Source organism: Pelistega indica, assembly GCF_000506865.1.
GTDB lineage: Bacteria > Pseudomonadota > Gammaproteobacteria > Burkholderiales > Burkholderiaceae_B > Taylorella > Taylorella indica.
This window is the reverse complement of record NZ_AYSV01000001.1, coordinates 18,050-35,737: the sequence shown is the minus strand read 5'-3', so window position 1 is coordinate 35,737 and position 17,688 is coordinate 18,050. Positions and strand designations below refer to the sequence as shown.

General features: G+C 37.9%; 15 protein-coding genes and 1 pseudogene. 8 read left to right on the top strand and 8 right to left on the bottom strand.

Going from position 1 to position 17,688, the window contains the following annotated elements; translation table 11 throughout:
• Positions 1 to 90: 90 nt before the first annotated feature.
• Positions 91 to 1,488 (top strand): argininosuccinate lyase, encoded by a 1,398-nt coding sequence (argH, locus tag V757_RS15545; protein WP_023948705.1) that lies wholly within the window; start codon positions 91 to 93, stop codon positions 1,486 to 1,488.
• 67 nt (positions 1,489 to 1,555) lie between these two features.
• Here argH and V757_RS28770 read toward each other — a convergent pair whose 3' ends face one another.
• Both V757_RS28770 and V757_RS15540 read right to left on the bottom strand, forming a co-directional pair.
• Positions 1,556 to 1,774, bottom strand: a complete 219-nt coding sequence (locus V757_RS28770; RefSeq protein ID WP_245586931.1) for a hypothetical protein — start codon at positions 1,772 to 1,774, stop codon at positions 1,556 to 1,558.
• Positions 1,753 to 2,592, bottom strand: a complete 840-nt coding sequence (locus tag V757_RS15540; protein WP_218184455.1) for a glycosyltransferase family 9 protein — start codon at positions 2,590 to 2,592, stop codon at positions 1,753 to 1,755. The genes V757_RS28770 and V757_RS15540 overlap by 22 nt, the downstream gene beginning before the upstream one ends.
• A gap of 108 nt (positions 2,593 to 2,700) precedes the next feature.
• Between V757_RS15540 and V757_RS29020 the strand changes: the two genes are divergently transcribed.
• On the top strand, positions 2,701 to 3,006 hold the full coding sequence (locus V757_RS29020) for a glycosyltransferase family 2 protein (protein WP_245586930.1): 306 nt from the start codon (positions 2,701 to 2,703) through the stop codon (positions 3,004 to 3,006).
• 22 nt (positions 3,007 to 3,028) lie between these two features.
• Positions 3,029 to 3,475, top strand: coding sequence for a glycosyltransferase family protein (locus V757_RS29015; protein ID WP_245586929.1), 447 nt, complete (start codon positions 3,029 to 3,031; stop codon positions 3,473 to 3,475).
• A gap of 24 nt (positions 3,476 to 3,499) precedes the next feature.
• Here V757_RS29015 and recX read toward each other — a convergent pair whose 3' ends face one another.
• Entirely contained in the window at positions 3,500 to 4,027 is a 528-nt protein-coding gene (recX, locus tag V757_RS15530; RefSeq protein ID WP_023948703.1) for a recombination regulator RecX, read from the bottom strand.
• A 283-nt stretch (positions 4,028 to 4,310) separates the two neighbouring features.
• Positions 4,311 to 5,387: a recombinase RecA gene (gene recA / locus V757_RS15525; protein ID WP_023948701.1), complete on the bottom strand. Its 1,077-nt coding sequence runs from the start codon at positions 5,385 to 5,387 to the stop codon at positions 4,311 to 4,313.
• A gap of 219 nt (positions 5,388 to 5,606) precedes the next feature.
• Here recA and V757_RS0112865 point away from each other — a divergent pair.
• Positions 5,607 to 6,519: pseudogene (locus V757_RS0112865) on the top strand (recombination-associated protein RdgC).
• 90 nt (positions 6,520 to 6,609) lie between these two features.
• On the opposite strand, the gene V757_RS15520 reads toward V757_RS0112865, so the two are convergent.
• On the bottom strand, positions 6,610 to 7,869 hold the full coding sequence (locus V757_RS15520) for a D-amino acid dehydrogenase (protein WP_023948699.1): 1,260 nt from the start codon (positions 7,867 to 7,869) through the stop codon (positions 6,610 to 6,612).
• Positions 7,870 to 8,043: 174 nt separating this feature from the next.
• Here V757_RS15520 and V757_RS15515 point away from each other — a divergent pair, with 174 nt between their 5' ends.
• A complete protein-coding gene (locus V757_RS15515) occupies positions 8,044 to 8,601 on the top strand; it encodes a hypothetical protein (RefSeq protein WP_023948697.1) in 558 nt (185 codons plus the stop codon).
• Positions 8,602 to 8,708: 107 nt separating this feature from the next.
• On the opposite strand, the gene V757_RS15510 is transcribed toward V757_RS15515, so the two are convergent.
• Entirely contained in the window at positions 8,709 to 10,955 is a 2,247-nt protein-coding gene (locus tag V757_RS15510) for a nitric-oxide reductase large subunit (protein WP_023948694.1), read from the bottom strand.
• 239 nt (positions 10,956 to 11,194) lie between these two features.
• On the opposite strand from V757_RS15510, the gene norR reads away from it, so the two are divergent.
• Complete coding sequence (norR, locus tag V757_RS15505) at positions 11,195 to 12,772, top strand: nitric oxide reductase transcriptional regulator NorR (RefSeq protein WP_023948692.1); 1,578 nt, start codon at positions 11,195 to 11,197, stop codon at positions 12,770 to 12,772.
• 78 nt (positions 12,773 to 12,850) lie between these two features.
• Here norR and V757_RS0112860 read toward each other — a convergent pair whose 3' ends face one another.
• The gene (locus V757_RS0112860) at positions 12,851 to 13,504 is read right to left on the bottom strand and encodes a response regulator transcription factor (protein ID WP_023948690.1); all 654 of its coding nucleotides are present in this window, start codon (positions 13,502 to 13,504) and stop codon (positions 12,851 to 12,853) included.
• A gap of 3 nt (positions 13,505 to 13,507) precedes the next feature.
• Entirely contained in the window at positions 13,508 to 15,175 is a 1,668-nt protein-coding gene (locus V757_RS15500) for a sensor histidine kinase (RefSeq protein ID WP_023948688.1), read from the bottom strand.
• A gap of 164 nt (positions 15,176 to 15,339) precedes the next feature.
• Here V757_RS15500 and V757_RS15495 point away from each other — a divergent pair, with 164 nt between their 5' ends.
• Entirely contained in the window at positions 15,340 to 16,707 is a 1,368-nt protein-coding gene (locus V757_RS15495) for a cytochrome c (protein ID WP_031273893.1), read from the top strand.
• Positions 16,707 to 17,600 (top strand): c-type cytochrome, encoded by an 894-nt coding sequence (locus V757_RS15490; RefSeq protein WP_023948684.1) that lies wholly within the window; start codon positions 16,707 to 16,709, stop codon positions 17,598 to 17,600. The genes V757_RS15495 and V757_RS15490 overlap by 1 nt, the downstream gene beginning before the upstream one ends.
• Positions 17,601 to 17,688 lie beyond the last annotated feature (88 nt).

The following is a 17,688-nucleotide window of genomic DNA, read 5'->3' as shown; positions in this document are numbered from 1 at the left end:
CCACTATTTTTGCCTTGAATTTATTATAATCAGAAGGAAATTTTTAACACTTATCTATTAGGCATCAATCTATTTTTTTACCTTATCACTATGAGTCAAACACAAAATCAATTCGATAAAAAAAGTGAAGCTTGGTCAGCTCGTTTTTCTGAACCAGTTTCTGAGCTAGTGAAACGTTATACCGCCTCAGTCTTTTTTGAAACACGCCTAGCACCCTTTGACATTCAAGGGTCATTAGCCCATGCAGAAATGTTAAGCCATGTGGGTGTAATTTCTCCCAAAGATTATGAAGATATCCAAAAAGGAATGAAGGTTATTCTTGAGGAAGTCGAGTCTGGTCAGTTCTCATGGCAGTTAGATTTAGAAGATGTTCACTTAAATATTGAAAAAAGACTGGTAGAGTTAATAGGTGATGCAGGTAAGCGCTTACACACTGGTCGATCACGTAATGACCAAGTAGCAACGGATATCCGTTTATGGCTACGCCATGAGATTGATATTAGCGCTGATTTATTAAAGCAATTACGCAAAGCTTTAGCCACAACAGCTCTAGAGCATTATGCGACTATTATGCCCGGATTTACTCATTTGCAAGTGGCTCAACCCATTACCTTTGGTCATCATCTATTGGCCTATGCGGAAATGTTTGGTCGTGATTACCAACGATTAATAGATTGCCGTAAGAGAGTAAATCAACTCCCTCTTGGTGCCGCTGCCTTAGCTGGCACCTCCTACCCTATCGATAGGGAACGCGTGGCGAAAACACTTTCGTTCGAAGGTATTTGCCGTAACTCTTTAGATGCTGTTTCTGATCGAGACTTTGCCATTGAGTTTTGCGCAGCTACAAGCCTTGTCATGGCGCATATTTCACGTCTTTCAGAAGAGTTAATTTTATGGATGAGTCCTCGAGTTGGCTTTATCAACCTTGCTGATAGATTTTGTACGGGGAGTTCTATTATGCCCCAGAAGAAAAACCCTGACGTACCTGAACTTGCTCGTGGTAAAACTGGTCGCGTGAATGGTAATTTGATTGGCTTATTAACACTCATGAAAGGTCAGCCTTTAGCGTACAACAAAGATAATCAAGAGGATAAAGAAGGGCTATTCGATTCTGCTGATACCTTACGTGATACCTTAACTATCTTTATTGATATGGTAAGTGGTATTAAAGTTAGAGCAGATAATATGCGCCAAGCCGCTTTACAGGGCTTTTCTACAGCAACAGATTTAGCTGATTATTTAGTTAAAAAAGGACTACCCTTCCGTGATGCTCACGAAACTGTTGCGTTGGCTGTTCGTGAATGTGAACAAAAAGGGATTGATTTAGCCGATTTACGCTTAGAAGAGCTTAAAGCCTTCAATCAAGCTATTGATAAAGATGTCTTTGAGGTACTTACGCTGGAAGGTTCTGTCTCTGCCCGTAATCACATCGGTGGTACAGCACCTGAGCGAGTTAAGGCAGAAGCCGAACGTATTTTAGCTGAGTAGTATTGACTACTTAATTTAAAAAAAGCTTGTTTAGATTGGTCATTATCTAATATAAACCAAGCTTTTTTTATTTCAATATTCGATCTAAAAAAGTTAATAAGGAAGGTAATACATCGTTGGCAATTGAGATGCTTGTCAAATCATCCTGAGTCTCTTTGGTTTTATTCGGTGAAAAAGCTAAGCGTTTATTTTCATCATTAATGGTTTGCCAACGTAAAGGGGTGGCAGATCGCTTACTAGGATAAAACCCTACAGTGTAATTATTTAAGGCACCAGCAATATGCAACGGTCCTGTCGATCCTCCAATGAACACTTTAGCACAAGCAATAGATCGAGCGAAATCCACCATTCCTTGATTTTTATCATAAATAAAAACCCTCTCTGTATTTTTTTGATAAGCGTTTTTAGCGTATATGCCTTATCAGCTTCTGCTGGCCCCGCTGTCAATACGACTTGAGCATCATAATGATAGAGAATATGCTCAATAAGATCAGCATATTGATTAAGACTAAGATTATTTGCCGACCCCCCTGTTCCGGCATGGACAAATACCCAAGGTGTATTACTATCTAGCCCTAATGCTGACACCAATTGTGCTTTTTGATGGTCAAGTAAATCAGAGTCAAATTGCCAATATGGTGCCGATACTTCTTTAGGAGGAACTTTTTCTAGCTGCAAAAAATAACGTACCAAATCTATATTATAAACATACTCTGGCTGCTTCGATTGGGAGCGTCGTTGCCATAAGCGTTGGTTATAAAGGAATTGGAATAACTTTGTTGCTGGTGCTACTCTAGTGGGAATTCCTGCTTTGAATACTAAAGAAGCATTATAAAAATCAGAAAAAAAATTAATACTTGCATCAAAATGATGTTGTGTAATCGTATCTAAGAGCCGATTTTTAGCTTCTTTAGGTGCATTTTTACCTGAATCAATAATAATGTCATCCAGATATGGGCAAGCACGTGCAATTTCTGATGTATAAGCAGGTACCAAAGCGGTTAAATGACATTTAGGCAATGAGGCTTTAAGCATAGCCAATGCTGGCCATATCAGCATAAAATCACCAAGCTTATCATTACGTATAATTAGAATTTTTTTCATGGTTTATCAATAAGCAATTATTAATTTAAGCTCTATTTTAAATGACTGCAAACTCAAATAGCATTAGAATGACACTAAATTTTCGCAAAACAAAAGGATTATACTCATATGCCAAGCTTATCTGTAGCGATGATTGTCAAAAATGAAAGTTATCATCTTGCAGCCTGTTTAGACTCAGTCAAAGATTGGGTAGATGAGATTGTTATCCTTGACTCTGGTAGTACAGATGATACGCCACTAATTGCTGAAAAATATGGAGCTAAATTTTATCAAAACACTAACTGGCCTGGTTTTGGTAAACAACGGCAACTTGCGCAATCATATATAAGCAGTGATTATGTCCTATGGCTTGACGCAGATGAGCGTATTACACCCACTCTAAAAAATATCTATTTTAGAAGCAATACAGGCTGATAAAGACAACGCTATTTATCAAATGCCTAGATTAAGTGAAGTATTTGGTAAAAAAATATATCATTCAGGTTGGTATCCTGACTATGTTCGTCGTCTATATCGCACTAAAACAACACGTTATAACGACAATCTGGTACATGAAAGTGTGATTATCCCCGAAGGTTTTGATGTTATTAGCCTTAAAGGAGATATTAATCATATTACGTATACTAGTCTACATCAATATTTAGTTAAATCGGCTAATTATGCAAAGGCTTGGGCTGAGCAACGATATACGCAAAATAAAAAAGCAACTCTCTTTCAAGCGCTTACTCATGCAATAGCAACCTTTGGAAAAATGTATATTTTAAAAGCTGGTTTTTTAGATGGTAGACATGGTTTCCTATTAGCCGTCTTATCTGCTCATTCTACTTTTATTAAATATGCTGACTTATGGTTGCGAAACCAACATAACACTAATCAGCAATAAATCTAATGTAAAAAATTGCGTCTATTACAGTACAATTTTGCGAATAACCTCACTACTGAAACCACGACTACTTAGAAAACGAATTTGTTTTGCTTTTTCTTGAGGTGTTTGAGCTTTTTGACCATGGAATTTTTTTTCCCATACTTCTAATGCTCTGCTCAGCTCTGTTTCTTTGAGTGTTTCTTTCAGCTCATTCAGACTTTCAGAAGAAAGTTGATGTGTTTTTAAGCTTTGCAAGATTTTCAGATTGCCCCATTTTCCTTGCCGAAAACTAACAAAATTATCCATGAAACGTTGATCAGATTGCCAATTTTCTTTTTGAAGACGTTGAATCACCTCTTCAATTTTGTCACTATCATCGCTATAGTGAGATAGCTTTTTACGTAACTCATGCGCTGAATACTCTCGCGAAGATAATAGCGTTACGGCTTTTGTTAATAAATTTACTTCTTTTGGAAGGGTGGTGTCAGAAATAGAACGTTGAGCTCGTGCCCTTTGTTGTCGTTGATTATCACTTTGTGACCGTTGATTATCATCAGAACAGTTATTCATCGTAACCTAGTTTATCCTTATGACTATGGTAGATACAAAAATGATGGTTGGCACATAAATCTTTGCTTTACGATAGAAAGTCTTAACCCAGTACCCAGTGTTACTGAGTAAGTTGCTTATTGCCTGTGTATCATAAGGCATTTAATTTATGGGAGAGCTGATTAGTAAAAGCTATTAGATTTCATTTATAGTGCCGCTTGACCTTATCAACAAAGCTTTAGCCATCTAGCATAACACTCACTTCCATCACAATAAAGTGAGTGTTATGCCCTAAAAAATTACACTACTCTTCGACAAAATCCTCGTCTGCATCATCAGCATCGGTATCTGAACTATGAGCAAGCTCAATAATACCTAAATTTTGGCGAATTTTGTTTTCGATTTCACGGGCCATTTCTGGATGTTCACGTAAATATTCACGCACATTGTCCTTTCCTTGACCAATACGTGTACCGTCATAGCTAAACCACGCCCCTGCTTTATCGACAATACCAGCTTTAACGCCTAAATCAATAATTTCGCCCTCTCTAGAGATACCAGAACCATACATAATGTCAAATTCAACTTGTTTGAATGGTGGCGCTACTTTGTTTTTGACTACCTTGACTCGAGTCTCATTACCAACAACTTCATCACCTTTTTTGATGGAGCCAATACGGCGAATATCAAGGCGTACCGATGAGTAGAATTTTAAGGCATTACCACCCGTTGTGGTCTCTGGGCTACCAAACATTACACCAATTTTCATACGAATTTGGTTAATAAAAATCACCATACAATTTGTACGTTTGATGGATGCTGTTAATTTACGTAGAGCTTGGCTCATAAGGCGTGCTTGCAAGCCTGGTAAATTATCCCCCATTTCGCCTTCAATTTCGGCACGTGGCACCAATGCTGCCACTGAGTCTACGACGATTAAATCTACTGACCCAGAACGTACAAGAGCATCTGTAATCTCTAGTGCTTGTTCACCAGTATCTGGTTGGGAAATCAATAAATCCTCAAGATTAACGCCTAATTTTGCCGCATATTGCACATCTAATGCGTGCTCAGCATCAATAAAAGCACATGTACCACCAATTTTTTGCATCTCTGCAATAACTTGTAATGTTAGTGTTGTCTTACCACTGGATTCTGGACCATAAATTTCAATGACACGTCCTCTAGGAAGACCACCTACGCCTAAAGCAATATCTAAACCTAAAGAGCCTGTTGATACTACTTGTAAATCATGTGCTACTTCATTATCACCGTAGCGCATAACAGAACCTTTACCAAATTGTTTTTCGATCTGGGCTAATGCCGCACTCAAAGCCTTGGCACGTTCTGCAGAGGTCGCTTTTGATTGTTTGTCATCCATAATTAGGGTCCTATGAAATAATAAGTTAACTGCGATTTGTTAGAATATATGTTATTATTACATTAATAGTACTGTATGTCTATACAGTGGATGTAAATATCCTACAAATTTATATATTTCTACTGAAAGTAGATTCGCTTAATTGCTTTGTATTCTAACTTTTTTCAGTAGTAGTTAGTTAAAATAGTCCCCTTTCTTTATATAAATTGAGAGCTTTTTATGTGGTTTAAAAATCTAAAAGTATTTCGCCTTTCTCCCTCTTGGAAACCATCTACTGACGAGCTAGAGACTCTATTGAACAAACAGCGCTTTGTGGAAGGCCAATTTTCAGGTGAGCCACTTAATATGGGCTGGGCTCCTGTTTTTGAAGAAGAAGATACGCTAGTACACAAAGTTGGACACGTTTTTTTTATGCCGTTTACTTATTGAGAAAAAGTTACTCCCTGCTTCTGTTATTACTCAATTTGCTAAAGCCAAAGCTGCCGAAGTTGAAGAACAGCAAGGCTATAAAGTAGGTCGCAAGCAAATGAAAGAAATTAAGGAAAATGTAGCCGCTGCTCTTAAACCGAAAGCTTTTAGTATTTATAGAGAGACGCGTATTTATTTTGATTTAGATAATCACTGGTTAATTATCGATGCTGGTGCTAGTAGCAAAGCCGATGAAATCATTGGTATGCTAGCCAAAGTATTAGAGCCATTACCTATTCTAAGCTTTATGACTGAAAAATCACCTACTAGCTGTATGACTGAATGGCTCATTAGTGATGAAGCCCCTGCAGATTTTTCGATTGATCAGGACACAGAGCTTAAGTCTATGTCTGATTCCCGTATTAGTGTGCGCTATGCTAACCATTCTCCTGAACAAGATGAGCTGAATAAACATATTACATCAGGTAAAACGTGTACAAAACTTGCGATGACATGGAATGATCGTGTTTCATTCGTCCTCAATGATGCGGGTGATATCAAAAAAATAGCCCCTCTTGAGGTATTAGCAGAGTCTCGTGAAAATGTTGGTAGTGATGATATTATTGAGAACTTTGATGCTGAAATGGCCTTGATGGTTGGTGAGTTTAATGGTTTATTAGTGAGTTTAACCGAAGCTCTTGGTGGCGAGAAGAAACCCTCATAATCCAATAAACAGTTTAACTATAAAAAAATCCTCTGTTGTTAATTAAACTATCACAGAGGATTTTTTCATCTCATACAACAGATTTGTACATCAACTTTTTTGGTAGCGTTCTAAATCAAAACCCTCTGTACTAATTTCTGGTGTTTGGTGAGTAATCAAATCAGAAATATACTTAGCTGATCCACAACTCATCGTCCAACCTAGAGTGCCATGCCCAGAATTAATCCATAAATTAGGGTAAGGTGTTTTACCTACAATAGGTGTCCCGTCAGGAGTCGCTGGACGTAATCCTGTCCAGAATGTTGCCTCATCTAAATTGCCTGCACCTGGAAATACATGATTAAACACCTCATGCAAAGTATCTCTATAACGTTGCTTTAAACTTAAATCAAAACCATTAACACCAGCCATACCACCCATTCGAATTCGATTATCAAAACGAGTTAAAGCAACCTTATAACTTTCATCCAAGACCGTTGATTGAGGAGCTTTTGATTCATCCGTAATGGGAATTGTCAGTGAAAACCCTTTTAAAGGATAAATAGGTACATTAATGCCAACAGACTTTAGCATCGCTGTACTATAAGATCCCAACGATACTACGTAAGCATCAGCTATTTCTAGCTCACCATCTATCCAAACCCCTTTAATTTGATTATTTTGTAATTCTAATTTTTCAATATTTTTATTAAAACGGAAATTAACACCGATATCTTTGGCCATTTGTGTTAATTTCTGGGTAAATAAAAAACAATCCCCAGTTTCATCATTAGGTAAGCGTAAAGCCCCCACAAATTCATTAATTTTGTCCTTTAGACCTGGCTCATACCGAAGAATACCTTCCCTATCCAATACTTCATACGGAGTTCCCATTTCTTTAAGAACATCAATATCCTTGCTAATACCATCTAATTGCTGTTGTTTACGGAATAACTGGATTGTCCCCTTTTGGCGATCCTCATAAGTAATGCCAGTATCCTGACGTAACTGCTGAATACAATAACGACTATATTCAGACATCCTCACCATCCGTTCTTTATTAATAGAATAGCTTTGCTCGTTACAGTTTGCGATTAACTGAGCTATCCATTTGTATTGGGTAATATCTGACGTTAATTTCATAATCAACGGAGAATGCTTTTGAAACATCCATTTGATAGCCTTTAATGGCACGCCAGGTGCAGCCCAAGGGGAAGCATAGCCCGGGGAAATCTGACCTGCATTTGCAAAACTTGTTTCTAGCGCTGAGCCGTCTTGACGATCAATAACGGTTACTTCACACCCTTTTTTAGCTAAATAATATGCGGTAGTCACACCAACAACACCACTTCCTAGTACATAAATATGCATTTAGTATCCCCACAAAATAACTAATATCTTTCTTATGTTGAACAATACGGTATTTTAAGAAATGAAACAATAGGTTTTATCAAGTATTGTAATAAAATAATAAGCGAATTATTTTATTTTTAAAGCGGTTAGGTTTATAATCTTCATTCCATTGAAAGAAGGATTAGGTAATTTATGCAGTTGACGTCAAACTCCAAAAAACTCATTATAGCAATTGCAGCAGTAACAGTATTAGGAGTAATTTTGACTCAACCCTCTGCTGATAATTCATCCGAACAACCTTCAGAATCAATTGCCAATACAAGTGGACAGAGTCTAAACCAAAATAATGCTCTAGATCCGACCACTATTAAATCTTTAACCAACCTAACGCAACATGTTGAGTTCTTAGATCATCAGACAGCAGTTCAATATCGTGGCTATATTCAAGGCGTAGGTTATTCTTCTTATCAATTCTTAGCAGAGCAAGGCCAACAGCTACTGATTGAGTTAGAAGCATCAGATAAAATTGAATTACTATTGTATGGAAATACTATCGCACCAATTAAAAGTGGTGTGCCATATACTATTCCAGATAATGGTCTTTATGATTTGCGTGTCCTCTATAAGCCTGATATAGAAGCGGCACAGGCTCAAAAAGCAACTTCACCAGAGATGTATCGTATCTCATTTACCCTAAAAGCAGCACCAAATACCTCTGCAACAGAATCACTGAAACAACCACAATCTTAATACTTACGTTGATTTAAAAAATCACAATTAAGAATGAATTAAGGCTCTCTTCGCAAATGCTTGGAGAGCCTATCACTTATATTAAAACTCTGATTAATCGTATTTGATTAATTTTTTGGCGCTCTATGCAAGAACACTGCTTTACAAATTTCTAGACCAGCAGATAAACCACCGATAATAAAGAGCACGTCAGAAATAGTACGAATCCAACGTAAATTCTCTAAAAAGTCTTGTTGTAAAAATTCTTCACTACGAGCAGACCATAAACCTACATTCACACTTTCGTGGAATTGGAATAAACCGATAGGTAATAAACTAGACAATACCATACCAGCAAGACCTAAGTTTAATGCCCAGAAAGCTAATTTCATTACGCCATTGCTAAATACAAAATTAGGACGTAAATAACGAACAACTAATAAAACGAAACCTAGTGCTAAGAAACCATATACACCAAATAAAGCAGAGTGTGCATGTACTGCCGTTGTATTCAAACCTTGTAGATAGAATAAAGCAATTGGCGTATTAATCATAAAGCCAAATACACCTGCACCTATCATATTCCAGAAAGCAACTGCTACAAAGAACATTAATGGCCAACGTAATTTTTCCATCCATGCAGCTCTTGTACGTAAGCTCCAATGCTCATAAGCTTCATAGCCTAATACGACTAAAGGCACCACTTCTAATGCTGAGAAACTTGCACCTACAGCAACGATTGGAGTTGTTGCTCCAGTAAAATACAAGTGATGGAAAGTTCCTGGTACGCCACCAAGCATAAATAAGCAAGCAGAAACTAAAGAAGCTGTTGTTGCTGTTCTCAATGAAACCAAGCCCATTGAACTAAAGATAAATGCCATTGCTGCTGTCGCAAATACTTCAAAGAAGCCTTCCACCCATAGATGAACAACCCACCAACGCCAGTATTCCATTACCGCGATATTAGAACGTTCACCGTAAAATAGACCACTACCATAGAACAGACCAATAGCCACAACTGATGCTGTAAATAAGGCTAATAAGTTTTTATCGCCACCTTGTTTGAATGCACCAACTAAGCAACGAGCCATTAGGAACAACCAGAAAGCAATTCCTAAGAATAACGCAAATTGCCATAGGCGACCTAAATCAAGATATTCATAACCTTGGTGACCTAACATAAAGTTAAGTTCAGCAGGCATTTGACCCGCAATAGCCAGATAGTTACCAATAAATGAGCCTACAGTCACCACGAGTAAGGCAACAAATAATACATTAACACCTAACGCCTGACCTTTTGGATCTTTACCACCGTTCACAATAGGTGCCAAGAATAAACCAGCTGTTAAGAAACCAGCGGCAATCCATAGTACGGCACTTTGTAAATGCCATGTACGAAGTAATGAGTAAGGGAACCATTTTGATAGCTCAATACCATAGAAAGTCTGACCTTCTACCGTATAGTGAGCAACAGCACCACCCATAAACATTTGGAAGGCAAATAAAGCTACTGTTAAGAAAGCATATTTACCCAATGCTTTTTGAGATGGTGTTAATTTAAATGTTGAAATAGGATCAATTGTAGGTGCTACAGGTTCTGTTTCATGTTTAGTTGAGAATGCCCAGCCCCAAACAAGTAAACCAATACCAGCAATTAATACGACAACACTGATGATTGACCACATTACATTTTCAACAGAAGGCACATTACCAATAATTGGCTCATGTGGCCAGTTATTGGTGTAAGTCACTTCTTTGCCGGGACGCTCTGCTGAAGCAACCCATGTACTCCAGAAGAAGAAGTTTACTAATTTATCACGACGTGCAGGATCAGCTAAGGTATTGCTTTTCATTGCATAGCTTTCACGTGTTGAATTTAAAGAAGCATCATCTCCATATAAAGCATGGTAATATTTAGCCACTTCTTTCATCGCTTGTGCTCGACGTGGTGAAATGGTAATTGCCTCGTTACTATCAATTGTATTAGTACGATATTCTTTTTTTGCTGCCGCTTCTAGAATAGCTTTTTGCTCTTCATTAGCTTTATCAAAAGTAATACCAAATTTCTCTTGAGAAGCCAAATTTAACCACGTGATTGACTCACGATGTAACCAATCGGCAGTCCAATCAGGTGCTTGATAAGCACCATGTCCAAATATCGAACCGTTTTGCATACCACCAGTACTTTGCCAAGCAGATTGACCTTGAAGAATGTCTTCTCGGGTCATTAGTACTTCACCTGTTGTCGCTACTTTTACCTCTGTTGGTATAGGAGGAGCATTTCGGTAAACATCAGATCCCAAATACCCTAATAGGGTAAAAGTCACTAATAAAATACCGAGAAGCCAGTACCACAGCTTTTTATAATTTCCCATAACTTTTCCTAAATTTTTTTAATAACCATATTCATAAAAGAATCTATGAATGCACTTTCGAAGGTAACCTTGATGCATGTCAAACCTAGTCAAGACAACTATCTCAGCTACCGCTACAACTCACCAAGCAAAATTCATGCCAGTTTTATATTTAGAGGGCAAGCAATACAACTTATTCATTAATGGTAATTTTTACCTTATAATTTTAGGTATTATTTACCTACTGGGTTAAAAATACCGTGATTGATAGCCGCATTATCGAAGACCTAACAAAAGAATTGTCTCCCAACATTCGTTTATATCGACTTGTCTCGGTTATTAAGTCAGAGTTTAATTGTAGTGCCGTCGGCCTATTGCGGCTGCAGCAACAAACATTACACATGGTCGCGGCTATTGGACTTAGCCATGACACATTAGGTCGTCAATTCAAAGTTGATGAACACCCTCGATTAAAACATATTATTGCTGCTAACGGACTCGTCCATTTTGATCAAAACTCCCCTCTTCCTGATCCTTATGACGGCCTCATTGATAGCTTAATGGAAGATAGTACAAGCACAAAATTACATGTCCATGACTGTGTAGGGATTAAACTTCATATCAATAATCAACTGTGGGGAGTGCTAACATTAGATGCCATGGAAAATTCTTTTAATAATGAATTAAAAGAACGGCTACTGGCAAATATTTGGTGGTTTGAAACAAGTATTCATATAGCTGAGTTAGAGAGCTTATTAGCAAGCCGCTATACTGTTAACCAATTTGAAATGACTATTGAGCATAGAAACTCAGCCAAAGATATTATCGGTAATAGCCCTGCCATACTAAAGCTGTTTGATGAAATGAATATTATTGCTGATGCTGAATTGCCTGTACTTATTATGGGTGAAACTGGCGTTGGTAAAGATTTGGTCGCTCATTATATTCATACACAGTCTAAACGTAAAAACAAACCAATGGTCGTGGTTAATTGTGCTGCCCTTCCTGATGCTTTAGCAGAAAGTGAATTATTTGGTCATGTTAAAGGGGCATTCTCTGGCGCTATTCAAGAGCGTGCTGGTCGTTTTGAGGTGGCTAATAATGGCACTTTATTCTTAGATGAAATTGGTGAACTAAGCCTACCTATTCAAGCCAAATTATTACGAGCTATTCAAAATGGGGAGATTCAACGCTTGGGCTCTGATACTGTCCATCGTGTTAATGTTCGAATCATTGCTGCAAGCAATCGTAATCTTTTAAAAGCAGCAGAAGATGGGATTTTCAGAATGGATTTATTTCATCGTCTCTCTGTCTATCCTATTGAAGTCCCCCCTCTTCGAGAAAGAGAGAAAGATGCCTTACTCTTGGCTGGACATTTTCTTGAGTTAAATAGAGCACGTTTTGGTTTACGCGGATTACGCCTAAGCCCCCAAGCGAGTCATTTATTGACCAGCTATCATTGGCCTGGGAATGTTCGAGAGCTCGAGCATGTAATCAGTAGAGCAGCTCTCAAAGCTATTAGCGCTGGCTATAACAACAACACAATTGTGACCTTAGGTAGTGAGCATCTTGACTTAATTGACGGTCATCACTTATATACTGACTCCGCTAGTGCTAGTGTCAATACAATAGCAGCAATTCCCTTGTCAGCCCAATCTTCAACTAGCCAAATGCAAACTCTAGGGCCGTTAAAACTATTAGTGCAACAATTCGAACACGATTTGATCAAAAAAACATTAGAGAGCACTCAATATAACTGGACACAAGCAGCTAAAATTCTGGAGATTGATGCGAGTAATCTTCACAAACTAGCTAAAAAGCTTGGCCTAAAACAATAAATATCAATTAGTCTGCATTGATACTGCCCATATCAGGCGTAGCCTATTTGCTAAGAGCTAATTTACAACGCCAGACTGTCACTCTCTATTTTCAGTTATGTCTTTTATTTCATGGTATACGCTCATAAATTGCGTAATATGAGTACAAGAAAATTTAGACATGATTTCTGAACGATGTACTTCTACTGTGCGAGTAGAAATACATAACTCATCAGCAATTTCTTTATTTGTCACCCCTTCAGCCATTAGATGAAATAGCTGCTGCTTTTTGGGACTTAATTGCTCATAAATACGCATTAATTCTTGCTGACGATATTTAAGACAAGTAAAGTGAATTGCTACCTCAATCGCCAAAAGCAACTTATCCGCTGAAATTGGTTTTTGCAAAAAATCAATCACGCCATTTTTTAGCAAATGAACAGCCGTATCAATATCGCCATGACCTGTGATAATAATTTGAGCGATCACACTATTTTTTGCGTTTAATTGATGACATAATTCTTCCCCTGAAATATACGGCATACGCAAATCAATTAATGCTACTCCAGGGCTCTTTAAATCAACATGTGCTAAAAAATTTCTAGCATCTGACCATAGTTGATATGAATATCCTAGTGACTCAACAAAAAAAGCACAGGCATTTCTCACTGATGCCTCATCATCAATGATATGAATAGGATAATTTAATTTTTTTTCATCAGATAAATGAGGTTTATAAGCTACATTTTCCATCTTTTACTCAGTTGGCACCCAACTCAATATAATTTTTGCACCTTGTTGATTAGATAAATTTTCTAGTTTCATACTCATATTCATACTCTTAGCCATTCGTTCACAAACAACTAAACCAATTCCCAAACCATCTGGCTTAGACGTTCTAAATGGAATAAAAGGAAAATTCAATTGTTCTGTCGTAAAACCAGTTCCATCATCTATGATTTCGATGGTAGATGAGTTTGCTCTCAAAATAATCGTTTGAGCATTAGCTTGAACACTATTTAGCACACAGTTAACTAAAATTTGTTTTAACTTTACTTCGTCTGCCATTACATAATCTTTGGGACTACCCTCAATTGTAATGGATAGATGATGATTATGCTGCTGAATAAAAAAGTTAACCTCTTCAAAGACTTTTATGATCTGTAGCTTTTTCATCTCATCACTAGGGTGAAGCTTACTCCAACGTCGAATATTTAGAATTATTTGCTTAGATGCCTCAATTTCTTTAGCCATATTATCTAAAGCAGTCGTCAGTTTATCTTCTGTTAATTTTTGTGCTTTTAATTGTAATTTAAGACCATCCACATAATAGGCCATGCTAGCCAGTGGCTGATTAAGTTCATGAGCAATACCAGATGTCATCTCGCCTAATGCATAAAGCCTATCCGCCTTATACATCATCTGCTCCGTTTTAAGTAATGCTTGGTTTGCCTTCTGATAATCATGCAAACGCCTTCTGGCTAGATAAATCGCCACTATATGATTTACCGCCATCAATGCACTAATCAGTCCCAACAACAAAAACCATAGCCAATATTTACTAATAAAGATTTTTAGGCTATCCCACATATTATGCTGATAAGGGTGACGCCCTAACTCAAATAAAATCTTTTCAGCCTCTTCAGTTGCTTGTGGAACTTGCCAATGAGGTAAGTCGTCAGGAACCTCTTCTGAAAGCAAAGCACGCACAATTTTTTTATTAAGTGCAGATGGCGTTTGTGACATTGCTACAAGTAACCAATTTGCTTTAAAAATAATATTACCTCTACATTTTGCATTAGGCACATTAGGTTGTAATAGTTTAAAGTCTTGGCTAATTCCTTCTCTTACTTTTTCTTCTAATTCTTCCATTAAACAAAAAGGCATAATAGCGGCATCTACTTCGTGGTTTGCTAATAAAGATAACACTTTACTTACAGGATACTCGGTAAAGCGTATGAGTAGGTCGTTTTCAGTAACACCTTGTTGTTGTAAGGCGGCTAACCCTGCTAAAAAACCACCAAATACCAATGGAGAAACAGCGGCAATTTTCTTATGTTTAAGCTCTTTTAATTCATTAATTGAACTCTCTTTATTTACCCAAATCGCACTACCAATTTGATAATCATTGAATGACTTCATCGTAGGATGATTCTCAAGGCTCGCCAATCGTTGAAAAGCAATAGGCTCTGGTAAGAGTAATAATTGCATAGGTTGAGCAATGACAAAATCTAAACGATTACTCTGTAAGGATTGTTGAAAATCATTAGTATTTAGCGCCACCAAACTAAAATCATCATCGACAAATAGTGATGATAACCAATCAATCCATGGTTGCCATTCTTGTTGCGTACTACTTGCACCATTAGGTGCTTGAATACCAACTAACCATGTCTTAGCATAAAGCGGCGTGGCAACGCACATCAACCATGCTATAGTCAGAATCGTCTGCACACATCGTTTTACATTTGGTCGCAAATTTTTGATAAAAATCAACATTTATGGGTAAATGTGGTGAACCACAATATCATTAAAAGACTCAACTTAGGATAATAACATTGATATATCCAAACGTTGAGATGAATATGATGAAAAAAAGATACATAGCTCTATTGGGCGTTGCTTTTGCTGGATTAGCAGCATACGCTGGTTCACACCTGATAATGTCTTCACGTCAACAAACACTACCCAATGCAGTAACCGATGCTGTTTCTCCTATTGATAGTGCGTTCTTGGCAGAAGACTCTTTAGTCATCAAGGGAGAATATATTGCCAGAACGGCAGACTGTATTGCCTGTCATACTGCTCCCGGTGGTAAAGAATTTGCAGGCGGTCTCGCTATGCAAACACCTGTAGGGGCAATTTACTCAACAAATATCACCCCTGAAGCAGATACTGGTATTGGTAATTATTCATTATCTGATTTTGTAAATGCTGTAAAACATGGGGTTAGAAAAGATAAATCACCTCTCTACCCTGCTATGCCTTATCCCTCTTATACGCTAATGCCAGACGAGGATATCAAGGCTTTATATGCTTATTTCATGAAAAAAGTAACGCCTGTTCGCCAAGCCAATCCGAGTAATACACTACCATTCTGGATGAGTATGCGTTGGCCTGTCGCTTATTGGCAAATGCTTTTTTCACCACAACGAGAATTCGTTCCTGACTCTACCAAAGATGCCAAAATTAACCGTGGTGCCTACCTTGTAGAAGGACCTGGTCACTGTGGTGCTTGTCATACGCCTAGAGGTCTTGCTTATCAAGAAAAAGCCTTTAATATGCAAGATAATGATGAATTTTTATCAGGTGCTGTTGTAGATGGATGGCGTGCCAAAAGTTTACGTGGCGAAGGTAATGGTTTAGGCGAATGGACAACTGATGAATTAGTCATGTTTTTTAAAACTGGGCGTACGGACAAAACAACTGCTTTCGGTGCCATGGGTGATGTGATTGAACATAGTACCCAATATATGACCGATGATGATTTAATGAGTATGTCTATGTACTTAAAATCACTACCCCCTGTCAAAGGTCGTGCTATAGAACGCCCTCGTCAAGAAGACAAAACTACCGACAAATTATTAGCTGGGTCTGATTTAAGCCGTGGTGCATTGTTATATACAGAATACTGTATGACATGCCATCGAGCAGACGGTAAAGGCGTTAGCCGTATCTTCCCTGCCCTAGATGATAATACGGCGGTTGTCGCTAACAATGCACAATCAGTCATCCAAGTTACGTTAGAAGGTAGCCGTATGGCAGATACTAAACATGATCGCATGGCATTTACAATGCCTGGCTTTGAATACTTGGGCGATAACGATGTAGCTGAAATTGTGAATTATATCCGTACATCTTGGACCAATAACGCGCCAAAAGTAAATGCTCATGACGTTAATAAAGTCCGTCGGTTTATCAATAGCAAATCAGCTCATTATGTAGGAGAAAAATAATGAAATATCATAAACTTTTAGTTCTCTCTATGCTATCAGCTGCTTTAGCACTAACCGCTTGCTCTGATGAGGTAGCTCCTGCAAAACGCAAAAATTATGCTGTTCAGGTGAAAGAAGATATTGTCAAAACAGACTATCAAGCCCCTGTATTAGCTAATGTTGTTGGACATAAGAATGCTGATTTAATTATTTATGGTTCACGTTTACTAAACGAAACTAAGCGCCTATTACCTGAAAATGTAGGTGCAAGTATGAACTGTAATAGTTGCCATATTGCTAGTGGTAAAGAAGAAAAAGGTGCTCATTACCTAAACTCCTTCTATGCTTATCCTAAAAAAATGCCTCGAGCAGGAAAAGTTATCGACTTAAAAGCCCGCATCAACGGCTGTTTCCAACGCTCCATGAATGGCAAGCCACTTGACCCTAATTCAAAAGAAATGCAGGCAATGATTGCTTATATGGAATGGTTAAGCGAAGGATTGCCCAAAGGAGCAAAAATCAAATCTGATATTGGTGGTCAAATAAATACTAAGCTCGTTCCTGACACAATCAGAGGAGAGAAACTATATAGCCAACATTGTGCCGCTTGTCATGGAAACAATGGTGAAGGGTTGAATGATAGTCGTGGTAATATCGTATTCCCTCCTCTATGGGGCGACCATTCATTTAACATCGGCGCTGGTATGGCTCGTACTTATAAAGCAGCCGCTTTTATTCGTGATAATATGCCCATGTCTGTGCAAAAACATGGCGGCTGGGGTCAAGGTGCTGTACTAACAGACCAAGATGCTGTGGATATTGCTGAGTATTTTACTCATCAACCTCGACCAGACTTTGCAGGTAAAGTTAATGACTGGCCAAATGGCAATAAACCGAAGGATGCACGTTATTAATTAAACGTCTCTTTTATCCCTCTAAAAATAAAGCCTTGAGTAAAAGCAAGGCTTTATTCACTTTAGTCAAATTATTCAGATTATTAAC

Bases quoted from the DNA above. Each gene is read 5' to 3' on its own strand.
- argH (WP_023948705.1), top strand. From the start codon at position 91: ATGAGTCAAACACAAAATCAATTCGATAAAAAAAGTGAAGCTTGGTCA.
- V757_RS15540 (WP_218184455.1), bottom strand. From the start codon at position 2,592: ATGAAAAAAATTCTAATTATACGTAATGATAAGCTTGGTGATTTTATG.
- V757_RS29020 (WP_245586930.1), top strand. From the start codon at position 2,701: ATGCCAAGCTTATCTGTAGCGATGATTGTCAAAAATGAAAGTTATCAT.
- V757_RS29015 (WP_245586929.1), top strand. From the start codon at position 3,029: ATGCCTAGATTAAGTGAAGTATTTGGTAAAAAAATATATCATTCAGGT.
- recX (WP_023948703.1), bottom strand. From the start codon at position 4,027: ATGAATAACTGTTCTGATGATAATCAACGGTCACAAAGTGATAATCAA.
- recA (WP_023948701.1), bottom strand. From the start codon at position 5,387: ATGGATGACAAACAATCAAAAGCGACCTCTGCAGAACGTGCCAAGGCT.
- V757_RS15520 (WP_023948699.1), bottom strand. From the start codon at position 7,869: ATGCATATTTATGTACTAGGAAGTGGTGTTGTTGGTGTGACTACCGCA.
- V757_RS15515 (WP_023948697.1), top strand. From the start codon at position 8,044: ATGCAGTTGACGTCAAACTCCAAAAAACTCATTATAGCAATTGCAGCA.
- V757_RS15510 (WP_023948694.1), bottom strand. From the start codon at position 10,955: ATGGGAAATTATAAAAAGCTGTGGTACTGGCTTCTCGGTATTTTATTA.
- V757_RS0112860 (WP_023948690.1), bottom strand. From the start codon at position 13,504: ATGGAAAATGTAGCTTATAAACCTCATTTATCTGATGAAAAAAAATTA.
- V757_RS15500 (WP_023948688.1), bottom strand. From the start codon at position 15,175: ATGTGCGTTGCCACGCCGCTTTATGCTAAGACATGGTTAGTTGGTATT.
- V757_RS15495 (WP_031273893.1), top strand. From the start codon at position 15,340: ATGAAAAAAAGATACATAGCTCTATTGGGCGTTGCTTTTGCTGGATTA.
- V757_RS15490 (WP_023948684.1), top strand. From the start codon at position 16,707: ATGAAATATCATAAACTTTTAGTTCTCTCTATGCTATCAGCTGCTTTA.